A 16,083-nucleotide genomic window follows, 5' to 3' on the forward strand; every position below is an offset into this window, starting at 1 on the left:
CGGGCAACGCGACACCACATCTTCCAATGAGAACTAGCCTTCCTTATCACTTCTCAGCAATATATCAGATGATAACCTCGGTCATCCGACATGGAAGTCTTTGTGCTTCTTTTCCCCGTTCTCAGCCCAGTGGATGCGGATGACGTCCGGGTCACTACCTTGAAGATAGTGGACCACGCTGAGCCGCCGGGTTTGCCCGGCGTGAATTATGGTCGGCTCATCGTCACAGGTAAGCATCATGCTCGAATGCTCACCGACTACTTCGAATGTGACGTCGGTGGCATCCTTGTCGCCGGAGTTCGTGATCTCGATCCAATGTCGAGTCGTGTATCTCGCCTTGCCTCTCTTGTCATATTCCTTGAGCTCGCGTTCTTCATGTGGCTGGGCAGAGAACTTCACTCCGCGCGAGACTGTTGCGAGGGCGGAAACGTTGAGGTCGAGTTTGGCGACGTCAAATTCGATCGCCTTCCACACTTCATGTTCAAGCTGTGCAACGTTGACAAATTCTCCCAGCAGCCCTCGCTGACTGATCTGATGGCGGAATTCCCTCAGACCATCGAGCTGTGCCGTGTCAATGTCACGGGGAAGTGGTGCCGTCGAGAAGTACAGGTGGACGAGTTTGCCTGTGGCGACAGAACGTTCGATCTCTTCGACCGTTCCTGAAACCGCTTCTGGCGTCGGCGAGCCGAGACGGCTACCGAACAGGGCGATGACAATGTCAGCGCTATCAACGCCCTGTTCGTTGATTTGCGCCTGGGGGTGTCCTCCGAGAAGTGGCACGGACGCTGTCTCCCAACGCCAGGGAAGAAGAACAATATGTTTCGAGATAGAGTTGGCATCATTCCAATTGTGGAGCGCTCCTTCAACGGCATCTCGGGCTTCGGGGATATCCGAGGGAGAGGCGATCACTACGCGGAGGACTGAGGCGGTAAAACTCATATTCCCAAGCATACAAATATATGCCCTCATCTGCGGATTTGGGGCAAACTCCTCTAGTGTTTCTGTCGGGAATGTGATCTCTTGGCTGCACGGAATGTGGTGCTTCAGGCGTTTCCCATCAAAAAATGAAAACAGCAGGTCACTCTGGTCTGGGACAATGCTGTGTATGGAGATTGGTGAGCGTTGGGGTTATCGGGCGCATAGCGTTGACTCGTTGGTTGAGGTCGAAGTTCTCAAGATCGGGACGCAGAAACCACCACGGACGCTTGTCCGGTTTGTTGATGAACGATTTGAGGGTAGACAGGAGTGGATTCCACCTACTCGTTTGAAGGTGATCTGGAAAGATGCTGTGGAGTTCGAGGAGCGAGAGGCTCGCTGGGATAGAGTCGATACTCATCCCGGTTTGGAAGACGGGCCAGTAGAATTTGCGATCGACGAAGTCTTCAGAACGCTAATTGACGATGAGTTGGCCAGTCCCGCGTATCGCTATACAGGAGTAACTGTTATAAAGGATATTGCTGGTCTCGCTGGATATCTGCAAATTGATGAGTCCTTGCTGAGGGATGCTCCTGAATCGTTTGATGACGAAGATGGGTGGATTGTGCCATGGGCGACCACTGAGTTGATAGTCAGAACTGTCTGCACTCTCTACTCTGACAAGATACTGCACGAGGTCGAAAAGCAGGAATCAGAAGTCCAACTGGAATCAACACATGGGCGATGGTATAAGAGTTACTTTCACAAAGACGAAGATATTTTCGTGACACCGGAAGAAGTCGCATCCAGCGACTTCGAAGAGCCTTATGGTAAACGATGCCGTGACTTGTTGCGCCAATGGTGTGGCGTCGAGGCTGTCGCACGTCAGGACGAGCTCAAAGCGTTACGGCAAGAGGTAGTGCGGCTGGATGAGTTAGTGACCCATGCGATCCGTGTCCTACGTACCGCGAAACTCACAACACAGGCTGATGATATTCAACGTCGGTTCGGTGTTCCAATCATGCAAGCTCGCAAATCACGGTAGCCAGGTGCTTGGTTCGGGAGGGTTTTCGACACTCCATCCATGAGGCATGTACGGATCCAGTTCTTTGGCTCCTAATGTGCTGGATTCGCTCATGGTCAGTTGGGATTTGTCGTTGAGCGGATCGATACGATCTGCATGCTCGTCAATCCATGTCGCCCACTCCAGCACGTGTCTTTGAGCCTGCTCATCGAATTCCTCAGCCTGATGCCGAATCGCTTGACTATAGGAGCGCAGCTGCGCCGCCCTGTCCCATTGCTCAGCTTGTTGCCTCGCACGATCAGCATTGAGCTTGAGTAAATAAGCTTCGCGTGCCTTAGGAATGGCTTCCTCCCATTCCTTCACCTGCTTGGCATGATAGGCTTCAAGTTTCTCTCGTCTATCTTGTGCGGCGTGGCTCCATTCTTCGATGATGTCGAAGAATTCCGGCAGCTTCGAGACGAGAGTCCATCGTTGGCGATCCGCCCACCAGCGCGAGTTATAACCAGGATCGAGTTCCAATTTAAGGCGACCAGACCACACCTCCATGCGCGTCGGGCTGACCCGCTGCCACTCGTATTTGCGTTCGGTCAGATCCTTGTCCGTGTAGACGTCGCGTTTCACCCGCTCTTCGCTGAGCACACACCGATAGCTATCCTCGCCGACCGTGATAAGAAAGCTCGGGTCCTTGTCCACACTCAGCGTCCATCCACGCCGAACACATTCTTCACTAATGCCCTGTACGAGTGCCCATGCTCGCGGACGAGTTGCCTCGTCGACCGCGAGAAGCGAAGCATGCTCAATGAGCGCTTGTATCTCGGGTCGATTGCGATCAGCTTCAGCAGACATGGGAATCTGGGGCGGCATCTCTGCCTGCGTTGAGAATTGGATGAGTTCAATGGTCAACGGTCCCCGCCTGGTCCCGGTCACTTTCAATCGGCGTTGAGACCCCAAACCTCCTGAAAAACGCAGCTGTCTGACAGCACGAACATAACCGATTCGCTCAGCATCACTCGGTGCGTCGAAACGAAGCACGCCGCCCTCAGACTCAAGACGATCAAGAAGATCATCAACGGGCTTGTACGTTGGCTCGGAGGCAGGAGGGGATGTAGTAGCGAGTTTCACTTCGGTAGTATCAGGATCTTCAGATGGCGGATATGATCCATGCCCCAAGTAGTAGCGTCCTTCATCTGTAAGGCTTGCACGCCAGGATCTGCCATGCCCCTGTACGGATAGCAACCCACGTCGTTCCAATGCGCGCGCCGTCACCCGATGATCGAACCCATTCTCATACACGCCTTTCGGCCGCCCTTCACCGACCCAACGCAAAACAGCCAGCTGCTTCTTATTCAACAGGTTTTGTTTGGGCACAATGATCTCCAATCGAATAGGACCTTGCTCCTATCCACGCTATTGCTAACACCAATAGTTATGCGAACTAAATCTGTTCCATTTTCCCTTTAACCTAGGAAGGATGGAATCCTACCCATCCTCATGTTCAGAGCTCATGTTTTCAATATATTTTATCGTCCGTGGTGTCGTTCTAGGTGGCTCAGGTTGAGTTCTTATTCGTGCTCTTCCCGGACTTTCCAAGATTTCTCTGCTTTGGAAAGAGGCTTCATCGATCTCTGGTTACGGTTACTGCACTCAGTGCCTTATGAGTCCGAGCAGTCTGTCCATGACACCAGGTTTGAGAGATACTCCTGGTTGTTTGCACTTCAGTAGATAGGCTCCATACTCGTTAATCATGAGCTGCACGGCCGGCGAGGCAATGAATGCCTGGTCGTGCTCCATTGCGTCGATGGCCTTGCATACCTCCACTTTGACAAGTCGTTGTAGCTGTCGTCTTGTGCCAGCACGCTGCTTCCTATTGAGGATGAGATCAATCCCATTGTCGTCGTTCACTTCTCCCTTGTACACGAATGGTCGCTCGTTATCGAATGGTTTGTGCATCTGACAGATGAAGCGCAGGCATGGGTTCAATCCCTGCTGACGTATACTCGTTTCTATATCCGAGGTGTCGAATAGAAAAGAGCCGGTCATTTCGTCGGTGATCATCGTCGACGTACTGATGAGCATCCATCTCACATCATTCTTGGCCGCTTCACGTATCAACTGAATGATTTCGGGGAATAAAGGCAGCTCGCCCTGACGACATTCGCGAGGCGCCCGGCCTGGCTGGTTGATGGTGAAATAGGAATAGTCGCATTGCATATCGACGTAAAAGACGAGACCCCCATACTCATGCCGTGGTGACATGCGACTGCCACAATCCAGAACATTGTTTCGATACGATTCCGTTTTCCTCAGATGATGTTGGAGAGAAAAGTTGAGATCCTCTATTTGGCGGGGTACATCCGATTCAGAAAGGATTCGCGCATCATTCGAGATGATTTTGTTGAGCCTTTCCGCGATTCCGGAGATCTGCTCGTGATCATCCCAGTCGATCTGCCTGCCATCCTCCTGGAGCGCATCCTGGGCTCTCTTGACCCTTTTAAGCTCGGACTGATGGGTCGGCGGTTTACTGCGCCTGCCCTGGTTGCTGTACTCACGTCCGCTCGGGTCAGTATGGAGATGCTCGACACCAATGATGGTGTCGGATCGGGAAGGCGTCTTCATGATGAAATCGGGGCTCTCCTCGGCCTCGACAACCTCACCGAAGACTTGGTCCGCCATCATGCGCCCGTACTTACTCTCACTGCGGAGAACATCCAGTGCCTGTTGAAAACGCTTGCGCTCAAGACTCTTTTTAACAGACGAATCAACCTTTTGCTGCGACATACTCACATTCTATGTTCCGGCCACACGCGCTTGGACCTCCGTAGAAGCTTCTCAAACCATGCTAAAGCGCTGGAAGCCTTGTGCCTTACCGAGCTTTGCGCAGAAACAGCCGCTCACAGGCTCGCCGCAGGCCTACGGTTCGGTCGGGCGTCGTGGACCTTTGTCTAAGAATTCGTCTCAGTCTCAAATCCGATTGAGCTTCCCGAATTGAGCCGAGGTGGTCTTCGACTATAGGAAGAGTGACCCGATGAAGGAAATTTCCGCACGACATGGCATCCACCGGGTCACTGTGACGGAGATACCGCGTAGAGCTGATACTCCCACGAAACGGTACGGCCGCCTGAGCTGGTGCGCAGGAGGCCGCCCAAGCCTCGGGATCCGTGCCGTCGCGAATCGCCTAGGGTGTGTACCACCGTGTCAAGTTGCGCGCCCCAATCAAAATGATGATAAACACTAGGGAACAGCTACCAGTGGGCGTGCGCGGGGACCATCGGCTACAGCGCGGGACTGCGCCCATAGGGACACCGGTCTCGACAGAACTGATAGTACGAATTGAAAGACACACCTAGTTGGAGGCCTCTCGATATCTTTTCACCCCGTCGCTGTGCAGTCTCCCTCCCGCGAAGGTCGCTGCGATCCATCTCTCTATTTCCTTCTCCTGGCAGCAGATGACGCAATCAGTGTTATTCAAAATGGAAACCGAACAGTCCACCATCGGAGAAGGCATCGGTTAGACGTGGTTCGATGATATCTTGCGACAGGCTGGCATCATAGTGTTCGATTTTCGCTAGATCATCGCTGTTCAGCGTAACGAGATATTGTAGACCCTCTTCTGCGCACACGATCGAGGCGAGTTTGAGGGCTTCGGCGATCTGGCGCTCATCAACACCGTCTAAGAGATGACTATCGTGAACGAGGAAGTCCGGCCCACGGCCGTTCCGATGGGCCAGGACAGCATAGGTGAGATCAAAACAGAAGGTAATCATCTTGCTGATTCCTTGGCTGTTCTTGCCCCCGATATGAGGCGAGATACGCAGGCTGCTATCAAGGGCAGAGATGTCTATATATGCATCTCTGCCGGGCCCGTAGAGGGAGGTGGCGAATCGTTGAAAGAGAATGTTTATCTCTGCGATGCGCTGCTCTCTTTCAACTAGGTCGCGATTGACTTCTTGTTGGATTCGGCTACGCTCGAACTTGATTTCTGCCTGAGTGGCTTCAAGTTGCTTGGCAGTTTCAAATCGGGTGGTCAGAGTTTGAAGTCGAGAGTGGGCTAAAGACAGTTGTTCTTGCAGCGCGGTGAAGGCATCGAGCGCCCCACCGTCACGGAGTCTGCGAAGAAGCGTTGCCTGTTCCTCCCCAAGGTGTTCGCGATCGGCTTGGCGAGCGTCAAGACGATCTGAGGTGGCGCTGATCTCTTCTTCCAAGTAGGAGCGACGATTGGCGAGAACTGACTGGTGGAATGACTGGACGTCATCGTACTGTTGCAGGACTGCCTCGGGAAGTTCAACGCCAAGCTCTTGGTAGACCCGTCGGAGGTAGTCGGCGGCGGGTTCGTGTTCGTCGCGTAATGCATCATTGAGATCTTGTAAATTACGACGATCAGCAGCATCCTCAGCGCGGGTCCGTCGGATTTGGGCGTCGATTTCATCCGCCCGAGCTTGCAAGGCTTCGTACTCGGGGACAACGCGAAATGCCGCAACCTGTTCTTCGAGTTCCCGTACACGGACAGTGGCAGCGGCCACTTGGCCGCGTAACTCCGAGACGGTGCCGACGACTAGACCGAACACCGGGTCTTTCGCCGCCTTCTTCAGTTTCTGACGTAATGACTCCCGGCTGGCAAGTTCTTGGTAGCCAGCCGCAAGATGCCAGTCCAGACCGAGGAGATACGCAACGTTCGTTGTCGCGTCAGCCATCGACTGATTAGGAAAGGTCTTGACCGGGTCATCCATCCCATGCTGGCTTACCCGGCGGATGTAAAGCGAAAGCAGCGATCTCGCATTGATCCCCACGTGCTCGTCTGGGAACCCGAATAAGCTTTGGCCGATGGCGGCGGTCCACTTGGGGACGGTCACACTTCCGGCTACTGGCACTAGTGTTCCATTTTCTGTTATATCGGGATCAAGATTGATCCGGCTTCGCTTGTTCAACGAGCGACTGACACTAAGGACGTCCGGCACCTTCGGCCAATCCAATTGTAGTGAGAAGGTGTCGGCCTTAAGCGCCGCGTTCTGCAAGACCGAATTGGTTAGCCGGCGCATGCCGAGAACGAAATGTAGAATCTCAATGAGTGACGATTTGCCGGCCCCATTGCGGCTGGCGGTTGCGCTGGATTGAGGGGTCTTGTCTGCGATGAGGATATTGCGGCCAGGTTTGAACGTGAGTGTCTTGAAACGTTCGTCGCTTGATCGGACCTGACGGAACATCAGTTCCCTCGCTTTCGATAGAGCAGGCCATCGTAATAGTGGATGGTGTCTAGTGCATACAACAGGTCCAGAGCGAGGACGAACCAGGAGTAAGGGAGCACCTCATCATTGGAGTGTTGGAACCTCCACGCCTTGAGTGAACCCCACGCCTGGCTGACGGTCATCGGTTCGGTCAGAATCATCGATATCTGCGCGCCAATAGTTAAGAGCGCTCGCTGTGGTGAGATCCCCTTGGTGGGAGTAATCACAACACCGTCTCCTTGGTTTCAGGCACCCATCCAATAGGCGCGTTTTCGAAGATGTCACAGCTTTCGAAAAAATACGCGAGGACCGCGGTCTGCGCGCGATACCGCGGCGCTGTAGAGGCGCGATTACCTGCTAGGAATTCTCTCATCCGCAGCAGTACATCTTCTGGATCGAGGCCGTTGCCGACCGCATCGAGGTACTCCGTATGGAACCGGGCCGCAACTTCGTCCCGCTCTGTGATGTCGATACGACGTTGGTAATAGTCGGAGATCATTGCAGAGTATCGCATACCATTGCGTAGCTCGGCTTGGGTGTCACGTGTCAGGTCACTATAGAGCAGTTTATGGGCAGACACAGTCTCGATTGGTACTTGTGCAGCATCGGATATGCGCTTCGTCGCCAAATCGGCGAGGAGCTCCTCCATTTCTTGCAACCCGACAGCGATGGTGTGCTGCATGGGAAGCTGAGTCTTCAGTACTGCTTCGACGTCCTGACTGTTCTGCTGGCCGAGCATGTCACGGAAATGACGGAATCCCATAACTTCGAAAGAGATGCTGGGGTATGCAGACCGTGCCTTCGCAAGTTCTACAGAGAGTTCTGGGTGTAGGCCCCGCACATCATTGTGGACGAAAACGAACGTCGTGAATTGGCCTGATCGCTTCTTTACCGCGCCAGCAAGGTCTGAACGGAACTTGCGGATAGTCGCCACGGGATCGACGGTCTCCGGTGCGTAGCACGCATAGAGTCGAGCGTCATGCAAATCAAGCCCGTCACTAGCACGATCCCCGAGATTTCCGTGCGTCCGGACATCCACGAAGCCCGGTACGCAGAGTGTCATCATATCCTGAAAAAAATCCTGGAAAGCATTGCCATGGAGATCATGCAGGCACGCCCAGAGTACTCCTCGCATCGAAAGGCGCTCATAAAAGTCCACCTGAGCCCCCTTCACTGGTTCCATACGACTGCGGTAATTATACAGCATGAGTTCAGTTGCCGGGTTCATACTCGCAGAACTCGTTCATCCCGCTAACAATCTTTTTAACTCGCAATCGGCTCCTGTTGGCACTCATCACACCTTCACAGTGTTGGTTACTCTGATGACAGCAGACGTCTCGATGTGGAATTGGAATTCGCCGTAACCCGCCATTAGTTTATGCAATCTCGTAATTTAGGAAACTGATGCGTGTACATGTCTGGCTAATAAACCCGACATGTGGGTCCGAAAGGGCCACGCTGGGGCTAAGACGACCTTAGCTCTGTAACTCATCTGAGCCGCATCTGAAGAAAGGCGTGGAGTTCCCAGACGGAATCTACCGCCCCTCATCGGGCAAACGCCACTACTATATCGACTGGATTTCGCACAACCGTGGCTCAAGACATTACCAACTCAATAACTCGCAGACATAAGCCACTGATCAGTCTCTGAGTTACACCAGTCATTGCTGGTCCGCTAGACAAAAACAATCATGTTGCCTTTCTCACCCCGCTACTTGGTGTCGTTGATGGAGCTTTCCACGCACCGTAGTCCGGCCCGTCTGATGCCGGGGGTGATACTGGTTTCTGTATGTGGACGCTGACAGGAACAGGGAAGTCCACGCCTACGAGGATTGCTTCGCCGGGAACGAGTCCCGGCAAAAGCTTCGTAGCCGATTGGTCGATTTCCGCTGCAGCCTGTTCGATCCGCTGCCGATCTCGACCATCCGCGAGTCTATGTACAATCGTCATTCCAACTTGGCTTAGTACCCCGGAGGGGAGGTCACCGGGACGCTGCGTAGCCACGCAAACCGTGAGTCCATATTTTCGTCCCTCTTTGGCTATACCGTCGAATGCGTTCAAATGGGTACTCGCGAATTCATCGCCTACCGTGACGTCAAAGAACTGGTGCGCTTCATCCACTGCTACAACCAATGGGGACTTCTGAAACCTGTCTAGACGTGCCCAGCCGAGGAGAGTCTGGCCCAAAATGTTGACAATAATCTCTCTTAGATGATTGGCGAAAGTCAGGTTTCTGAGCGAAATTCTTAGTAGATGACTGCTTGTATCCGTCAACCATGATTCCATCTCGTCTATGGCGTTTAAAACACCATTTGGTGGGTCAATGACATTCATGATTTCGGGAATTTGTAATAGATCGTTGATACGACTTACTAGCGATGAAACGTAGCTCAACTCATTATTGTTTGGCCCTCCGAATACACCGGTTTTCTGGCCTGGACCTGTCGGCCAGATGCACTCGCATTGGACTTGATCTGCCAACGCCCTGAAGTTGAAGGGATAGTGGGGATCTTCGACATTTCCAATGTACTTCTGCATTGCGGTCTGGAACGCCTGGACAGAGTTGCCCGTCTTGGACAAAGCAGCCCCCTGTGCACTAGCAAACACGCGATGCGCGGGATCAGGGGAGGTGTCATCTGCGACCGCTTGGACAAGTCTCAGAGTGCGCACTGCTTCACGTAATTTCGGAAGTTGAGAGCCGGCCGATGGATTCAGGAAAGCATTTCGATCTGATTCGCGCATCATGTAGTGAGGTATTCCGACACACTGAACTCCTGCTGGTTCACCAGCTGTTGACCCGAACGCCAAATGCCGGGCTCGGTCTCCAAGTGTCCGGAACTCGCCAGTGGCATCAATGAGGATCATCTTGCCTCTGAGCACGGCTACACTTTCAGCTAAATGGCCCAGTGTCCAGCTTTTGCCTGATCCAGTTGCGCCTACTACGGCGACATGGCGTCCAAACAGACGAGACAGAGGGACGTCAACCGGTACTGATTCGTCAACTGAAAGGGAACCCAGGCGGAGTGTGGGAGCCCCCGCGCTTGGGCTCGTTCCAATCACAGCCAATATGGCCTCAGAGCTTGCAGCGAATACAGCGTCGCCAACTTTTGGATATTTGGCAATACCCCGTGTGGCTTTCCCGCTGAGTTCAAGGGTGGAAAGCAATTGAATTCGTCCCTCGACGGGAACTTTTGGACCTGACTCCGAGAGTAGTTCTTCCGCTCGATTGGCTGGGGTGCCGACTCGAAGTATACGTCCAAATATGGCGATTCCTTCAACGTCGATGACCACAAACTCGCCCACCTCTCCTCGACCGAGATACTCTCCATAGAGCGCGCGGGAGTTTGTTCGCTGCGGAGAACGTAATGTCAGCAAAGGAACCCTCGATCTGATAGATGTGGCCGATGTGTCGTTCTGGGCTAAAGGGATGGGTATCCATTAGAACTTCGCGCCCCCATCGGCTAGACGTTCGGCATATGCATCGCGTTCTTCTCGCGAAGGAACATCTGGGAGGACCTCTACCAGACGGTCAAATGTGGTTTCTAAAAGTGTGAGACGCCGGTCGCCCCTTTCAATGAGCTGTTGTATCCAGCTGAATGTAGTTGAACGTTTTGTACCACGAATTCCCGGAGATACGAACACTGCCCGTAGCCCGATATTGCTTCTGAGAGCAGCTTCTATGGGAGCGGTGAGGTGATCATCGTTGAAACCGAAACCCACAACGATGAGTCCGACATCGGGTTGACGTAGAGCGATTTGGAAACGAGACATAAACTCTAGGTAGGGCTGCTGGTAGGACAACTGATATTTTGTCGCCGATGGGTAAATTAGAGCAGGATTTGCAGGTTTTGAAGAATCGTAAAGCTTGTGTATTTCAGTCCCTACTGAATTCCAGTCCACAGATCCATGGAGTTTTAGCAAGTGAAATACGTTCGGCTCTAAAGTGAGCGGTTCGTGCGGGCGTCGTCTAACGTAATCCAAATCGAAGGAGGCCCCATTGAAAGTCTGTCCTCCATAGCCAAACCCGTCGATTGCATTGAACCGAGACCGCTGTGCAGCCGTTTCAAATGCCAGATCATAATTCGTTGTATATATTTGGGTTCGTTGCAGCCTTGTCGAACGTCGAGCCACTTTTCTCAAAAAGAGTTCGTGAGTCACCAGGTCGGATGTCTCGTTGATGAAATTGCACTTATTCCAGACAATACTTTCTGCCTCTGAAATGAATGCCTCTAAATCAGAGTTGCTCGGCTCAAGGGAATGTCTGGATTGTGCGTCAGAAAGGACATGCTCTAGGTTCTGATTACTGATCGGAGTTGAACTGAGTTGTCCCCTCACTTTATTGAAAGAAGGTAGATTCTTGACCTCTTCCCAGAGACCCCCCATGCTCGGCGCGGGACACTTTCCGGAACTGTCTTTGATTCCGAGTGAGGTTCCGGAGCCCGCAAGCACCACCAAAGTTTCAGAGTTGCAGATAGCTGTCAGCTCACCACTAAGGGCAGAAAGCACTGCTTCTTGAATGGAACGTTCATTCTCATCCGCAGGAGTGTCATTTTCGATTTCCTGCCATCCTTTGGTGTAACCACCCAAAAGTGCTAATTTACTCACGGTCTTCTATCTCCTCTACGATTGGCGGTCTTCACTGCGCAAATTAGGAGATCATCTACCTATTAACACATTAAAGGCTTAATTCAATGGGATTGTTGGTTATCAATCTGTCATTTTTCCCTGCTCATAGCACACAGTACTCTTGTGAGAACGTTGCTTGGCTCAGGGCAACGCGGCCTGTCGCACCGACGCGGTCGATGACACTGTGTAACGGGTACGTCCTTGCGTGTCTTGGAAGGCAGGCTTCAACTCTGCTTTTCGCTAGAATCCACGCTCCTGATGTACAACGACGGTCGGGCGGGTCGCTTCGGTCGGGGACTGTAGGTTGCCTAGGCGAAGCGTTTGTGTGAGGGCTGCTCTGCCTCGGGCGGAGTCGATCTTCTGCCTGACGTTGGTGTCTCTAAACTTTGGCCCGAGCGGATAGTTGTCGCTAATCTGGTAGCGGTCGCGGTAGGCGGCGATGGTGCGCGCGGCTTTGAGCCATGCGGCCTGCTTTCTGGGTTCGTCGGGTTTGGGGCCGAGCCGTGCCGTCCACGGTTCACGTGCTGTGATGGCCTTGTCGAGCAGTGTGGCGGCGCGTCGTTCGATCAGGTTTTGACATTCGGTGAGTGCCTGGCGCATGTCGGGGCTCATTGGCCCGCTGGCAGTGGGGATGAGTCCGGCGATCAGGCGTGGTGGTTTGCGGGTGCGACCGGGTTTGCTGCAATGTTGGTTGACTTTGGGTCTGGTTGGATATGATGGTCTGACCGGGAAGGAGCCAATGATGGCAACGACGTATAGTGACGAGTTCAAGGCTGATGCGGAGGCGTTGGTCAGGAACGGCATGACGTGGGCGGCAGGTCAGGCAGGATCTGGGCATCTCGAAGTCGGCGTTGAGCAAGTGGGTGCAGGATGCCGAGCTTGCCGAGCGTGGCCTGTCGGGCACGCCTGAGGAACGTCGGGCGTTGAAACGCATCCGCGAGTTGGAGATGAAGAACGAGATCCTCCCGCAAGGCGGCGGCGTACCTGTCGAAAGCGAACCTCGACCGCCCAAAATGATCTACCCGCTCGTCAGACGGCTGGCAGAGCGTCCCGAAGCTGGGAGACCTGCCATACCGGTCGTGCTGGCTGGGCGGGTGCTGGGCTTCTCGAAGCAGGCGTATTTCAGGCGGGCCAATCCCGTATCCATGCTGGAGCGCGAGGAAGAGGAGCTGCTCGCGATGATTCGTGTGATTCACGCGGATGACCCGTGAGTATTGGGTATCGATTGATCAGTGACGAACTGCATGCCCGGGACGTGTGCGTGTCGGAGCGTCGCGTGTGGCGCATCTGTTCGAAGTATCGGATATGCTCCACGATCCAGCGTCGCTACCGCACGGGCAAGCCTGCCAGCCAGCCCGCGTCGGATGACCTCGTGCGCCGCCAGTTCCATGCCAATGCTGCCAACGTCGTGTGGCTGACCGACATCAGACGAGCACTGGACGAGCCAGGGCAAGCTGTATCTGTGCGCGGTCAAGGACGTGTGGAGCAACCGGATCGTAGGATGGCCCGTGAACTCCAGGATGCGTGCCTCGCTGGCTGTCGACGCGCTCGAGGATGCCTGGCAGCGGCGCGGCAAGCCCCGGGACGTGATCATGCATTCGGACAGGGGTTCACAGTTCGGCTCACGCCAGTACATTGAAGCCTGTCGAGCTACAGGAATCCATCGCTCGATGGGCCAGGCATACACGTGCGCGGACAACGCGGCGATGGAATCATTCTTCTCCCTGCTGCAGAAGAACGTCCTCAACCAGCGTTCCCACTGGCCGGACATTACCACGCTTAAGGCTCGCTATCATCCGTTGGATCGAGGGCACGTACAACCGTCGCCGACGACAACGCTCCCTGGGCAAGCTCACCCCAGTGGAATACCAAACAATCTTCGCCAACGGCAACCAGCCAACAACATGACAACAACACAAGGAAAACAGTCAACCAACATTGCAGCAAACCCGAATGATCTTTGACGAGTTGACTGTTATTCCCTGTCGTTCTAGGAAACGGATATCTCGGTCTATATGCGGCCCGATCACCGACTGCGCGGCGTTGAGCAGTTCCTGGACTCGGTCGGCATAGACCGAGAAGGGAAGACGGCATGAGGCGATGTCCGGCGTGATGCCACCGCTTGTTACAGGATCCCAGGAGTATCGCAGGGTACCGTCGGGGCGCAAGGAATTGGTCAGGCAAGCCGGCCGGAATATGGCATCAACCATCAGAGGCTGCCAGGTGGTCGCGTCCCGTATTGTCAGACCAAGCAGTTCGCCGGTCTCAGGATCGGTTGAGGTGGTCAATGCTGCAAGCCACAAATGTCGCCCGCAGAGAGCATCGTCTGCCTGCATGGATCGCAAGTGGGAAGCGTCGGAAACGATGGCCCGTTCGGGCTCATCGCGAATTGATAGATCATTCATTGTCATAGGGGCTCTCCATATGTCTTGTCGACATATCCCTACAGACGGTGCCCCCCCTCGGACTCGAACCGAGAACCCACGACTTAAAAGGACGCTGCTCTGCCATTGAGCTAGAGGGGCAACAGCTAATCATCATACAACGTAATGAGAAAAGTCGCCACTCGTTTGAGAAGCATGTCAATATGCTTGGATTCACAACGATTATTCAATACTGTAAAGTACTTGACAAACTCACAGGAAGTTATATTGTTTTAACTGTCAGGTACTTGACAATTGTATCTATGTCGCAGTCAAAACCCCCAAAAACCACTCAGATTCAACCAAACCCGACGAACAAAGGAACCAAGATGAATTATCATCCCGAATCTCATACCGATAACGGGAATACCTCCAGCCCAGGAAGCTCCACCAATCAAAAGAACGGCGAGAAATCAGAAGTCAAGCCGAAAATCCTCAATCAACTGCGCGAACTGAGCATGATGATGATTCGCATTCGTACGCAGGTCTCTCGAATCGATGACAATAACCTTCACGAACGAACATATCGACATATGGCTGAACGTCGCATGGCTCTTCGTCAGGCACGCATGGCAGAACACGGACGCGAGCGCATGGGCATGTTTGGCGCGACCAATCCCATGGATGCATTCGGCGGAGGTGATTACGCCTTGCGAGGACAGGGACGAGTGCTGCTCACCCTTACCCTGCAGTCCACCGTCAGTCAAAGGGATCTCGCGACAATCCTGGGTCTCAGTCGCCAGGCCTTAGGCCAGTTACTCGGAAAACTCGAGGCGAAAGGCTATATTTCACGAAAGCCCTCAGATGGAGACAAGCGGGTCGCGATGGTGGAAATCACTGAGAAAGGTGTCAAGGCGGCGCACCAATTGCATGAAACCATGCAGCATGCGGCCGATGCCTTCGACTGCCTGAATTCAGAGGAATTGGTACAATTTAGCGGATATTTGCAGCGAATCATCGACAACATCGAGGAAAAATATCCTGAAGATGAATTCGTGGAGCGTCGTAGGATGATGAAGGAAGCGATGCGTGAATTTCGCGAGGCGAACTTCCAAGAAGGGGAAGAATGAGCGCAAAACCAACGATGCACATGTTCTCATCGAGTGAATCCATAGCGATTGAGCAGCACAGTGCAACACCATCGGTAAGCCGTACCTCAACAGGCACAGCAACTGTCGAAGGGCGTCTTACGTCCCCGGTTGCGCGAGTCCCCGAATCAACTGCTCAGGCTGGTGGCATCACGATCAAAGGCCACACCATCCGCACCTTCGCTTACACGACGGATGCAGCAGTGATCCGAAACACCAATGCCGATGCCATTCTGGCCGTCTACCCATTCACCGGGGAGCCGGTGATTACGCAAGCCCTGCTCATCGTCGCACAGCAACCACTCTTCGTAGGCGTTGGAGGTGGAACGACCACTGGAACGCGTGTCGTTGAACTTGCCATGGTCGCAGAGATGCAAGGTGCGGCAGGCGTGGTCATTAATTCGCCTGCACCTGCGGAAACCATTGAGGCAGCAATGAATTCCGTTGACATACCAGTCATCGCAACGGTCACGGCCGACGACGAAGTCACGGAAGAGAAGATTCTTGCAGGAGCCGCGATAATCAACGTTGCAGCAGGAGCGAATACCACAGCCGTAGTGACGAACATTCGTGCCCATCACCCTGAGATTCCGATTCTCGCATCATGCGGAAGCACGGAAGACAACATTTTCAATACACTGCAAGCCGGTGCCGATGCACTTACCTGGACTCCGCCAAGCGCTCAACAGCTTCAATCGCAGATGATGGCGCGCTATCGAGGAGAAATGGCTGAATAATCTTCGAATTATTCAGCCATCCATCATGCCCTGCTCATGAGCATCCAG

The 16,083-nt window shown here is 53.6% G+C and carries 13 protein-coding genes, 1 tRNA gene and 1 pseudogene; 4 read left to right on the forward strand and 11 right to left on the reverse strand.

The features are described from left to right. Positions 1-81 precede the first annotated feature (81 nt). Positions 82-951, reverse strand: a complete 870-nt coding sequence (locus tag BAQU_RS00860; RefSeq protein ID WP_211277064.1) for a hypothetical protein — start codon at positions 949-951, stop codon at positions 82-84. A 154-nt stretch (positions 952-1,105) separates the two neighbouring features. On the opposite strand from BAQU_RS00860, the gene BAQU_RS00865 reads away from it, so the two are divergent. Next, the gene (locus tag BAQU_RS00865) at positions 1,106-1,960 is read left to right on the forward strand and encodes a hypothetical protein (protein ID WP_094692194.1); all 855 of its coding nucleotides are present in this window, start codon (positions 1,106-1,108) and stop codon (positions 1,958-1,960) included. Here BAQU_RS00865 and BAQU_RS00870 read toward each other — a convergent pair. From BAQU_RS00870 to BAQU_RS00905, 8 genes are all read right to left on the reverse strand, one after another. After that, on the reverse strand, positions 1,952-3,307 hold the full coding sequence (locus BAQU_RS00870) for a hypothetical protein (protein WP_143241936.1): 1,356 nt from the start codon (positions 3,305-3,307) through the stop codon (positions 1,952-1,954). The genes BAQU_RS00865 and BAQU_RS00870 overlap by 9 nt on opposite strands. 276 nt (positions 3,308-3,583) lie before the next feature. Further along, complete coding sequence (locus tag BAQU_RS00875) at positions 3,584-4,717, reverse strand: hypothetical protein (protein ID WP_094692196.1); 1,134 nt, start codon at positions 4,715-4,717, stop codon at positions 3,584-3,586. A 683-nt stretch (positions 4,718-5,400) separates the two neighbouring features. Further along, entirely contained in the window at positions 5,401-7,140 is a 1,740-nt protein-coding gene (locus BAQU_RS00880; protein ID WP_094692197.1) for an ABC-three component system protein, read from the reverse strand. After that, complete coding sequence (locus BAQU_RS00885) at positions 7,140-7,388, reverse strand: ABC-three component system middle component 6 (RefSeq protein ID WP_094692198.1); 249 nt, start codon at positions 7,386-7,388, stop codon at positions 7,140-7,142. Before BAQU_RS00885 ends, BAQU_RS00880 begins: the two co-directional genes overlap by 1 nt. After that, the gene (locus BAQU_RS00890; protein ID WP_211277065.1) at positions 7,385-8,389 is read right to left on the reverse strand and encodes an ABC-three component system protein; all 1,005 of its coding nucleotides are present in this window, start codon (positions 8,387-8,389) and stop codon (positions 7,385-7,387) included. The genes BAQU_RS00885 and BAQU_RS00890 overlap by 4 nt, the downstream gene beginning before the upstream one ends. A 461-nt stretch (positions 8,390-8,850) precedes the next feature. Beyond that, entirely contained in the window at positions 8,851-10,464 is a 1,614-nt protein-coding gene (locus BAQU_RS00895; RefSeq protein ID WP_143241937.1) for an ATP-binding protein, read from the reverse strand. A gap of 135 nt (positions 10,465-10,599) precedes the next feature. Next, a complete protein-coding gene (locus BAQU_RS00900; protein ID WP_094692200.1) occupies positions 10,600-11,766 on the reverse strand; it encodes an SIR2 family protein in 1,167 nt (388 codons plus the stop codon). A gap of 261 nt (positions 11,767-12,027) precedes the next feature. After that, positions 12,028-12,387, reverse strand: coding sequence for a hypothetical protein (locus BAQU_RS00905; RefSeq protein ID WP_094692201.1), 360 nt, complete (start codon positions 12,385-12,387; stop codon positions 12,028-12,030). A 142-nt stretch (positions 12,388-12,529) separates the two neighbouring features. Here BAQU_RS00905 and BAQU_RS00910 point away from each other — a divergent pair. Then, a pseudogene (locus tag BAQU_RS00910) lies at positions 12,530-13,695 on the forward strand (IS3 family transposase). A gap of 20 nt (positions 13,696-13,715) precedes the next feature. Here the strand turns inward: BAQU_RS00910 and BAQU_RS00915 are convergent. Together BAQU_RS00915 and BAQU_RS00920 are read right to left on the reverse strand one after the other, a co-directional pair. Beyond that, positions 13,716-14,198 carry a hypothetical protein gene (locus BAQU_RS00915; protein WP_094692202.1) on the reverse strand — a complete coding sequence of 161 codons (483 nt, stop codon included), beginning with the start codon at positions 14,196-14,198 and terminating at the stop codon, positions 13,716-13,718. Between the two features lie 42 nt (positions 14,199-14,240). Next, positions 14,241-14,312: transfer RNA gene (locus BAQU_RS00920), tRNA-Lys, on the reverse strand. A gap of 227 nt (positions 14,313-14,539) precedes the next feature. Between BAQU_RS00920 and BAQU_RS00925 the strand changes: the two genes are divergently transcribed. Together BAQU_RS00925 and BAQU_RS00930 are read left to right on the forward strand one after the other, a co-directional pair. Continuing rightward, positions 14,540-15,280 carry a MarR family winged helix-turn-helix transcriptional regulator gene (locus BAQU_RS00925; RefSeq protein WP_158215598.1) on the forward strand — a complete coding sequence of 247 codons (741 nt, stop codon included), beginning with the start codon at positions 14,540-14,542 and terminating at the stop codon, positions 15,278-15,280. 20 nt (positions 15,281-15,300) lie between these two features. Then, complete coding sequence (locus tag BAQU_RS00930; protein ID WP_415446451.1) at positions 15,301-16,035, forward strand: beta/alpha barrel domain-containing protein; 735 nt, start codon at positions 15,301-15,303, stop codon at positions 16,033-16,035. Positions 16,036-16,083: the final 48 nt, after the last annotated feature.

The sequence above is a fragment of the Bifidobacterium aquikefiri genome, assembly GCF_002259795.1.
Taxonomy (GTDB): domain Bacteria; phylum Actinomycetota; class Actinomycetes; order Actinomycetales; family Bifidobacteriaceae; genus Bombiscardovia; species Bombiscardovia aquikefiri.

What these genes read in the sequence shown, in the direction of transcription:
- BAQU_RS00905 (WP_094692201.1), bottom strand. Translation starts at nt 12,387, where the DNA reads ATGCGCCAGGCACTCACCGAATGTCAAAACCTGATCGAACGACGCGCC.
- BAQU_RS00865 (WP_094692194.1), top strand. Translation starts at nt 1,106, where the DNA reads ATGGAGATTGGTGAGCGTTGGGGTTATCGGGCGCATAGCGTTGACTCG.
- BAQU_RS00925 (WP_158215598.1), top strand. Translation starts at nt 14,540, where the DNA reads ATGAATTATCATCCCGAATCTCATACCGATAACGGGAATACCTCCAGC.
- BAQU_RS00860 (WP_211277064.1), bottom strand. Translation starts at nt 951, where the DNA reads ATGCTTGGGAATATGAGTTTTACCGCCTCAGTCCTCCGCGTAGTGATC.
- BAQU_RS00930 (WP_415446451.1), top strand. Translation starts at nt 15,301, where the DNA reads ATGTTCTCATCGAGTGAATCCATAGCGATTGAGCAGCACAGTGCAACA.
- BAQU_RS00875 (WP_094692196.1), bottom strand. Translation starts at nt 4,717, where the DNA reads ATGTCGCAGCAAAAGGTTGATTCGTCTGTTAAAAAGAGTCTTGAGCGC.
- BAQU_RS00915 (WP_094692202.1), bottom strand. Translation starts at nt 14,198, where the DNA reads ATGACAATGAATGATCTATCAATTCGCGATGAGCCCGAACGGGCCATC.
- BAQU_RS00880 (WP_094692197.1), bottom strand. Translation starts at nt 7,140, where the DNA reads ATGTTCCGTCAGGTCCGATCAAGCGACGAACGTTTCAAGACACTCACG.
- BAQU_RS00890 (WP_211277065.1), bottom strand. Translation starts at nt 8,389, where the DNA reads ATGAACCCGGCAACTGAACTCATGCTGTATAATTACCGCAGTCGTATG.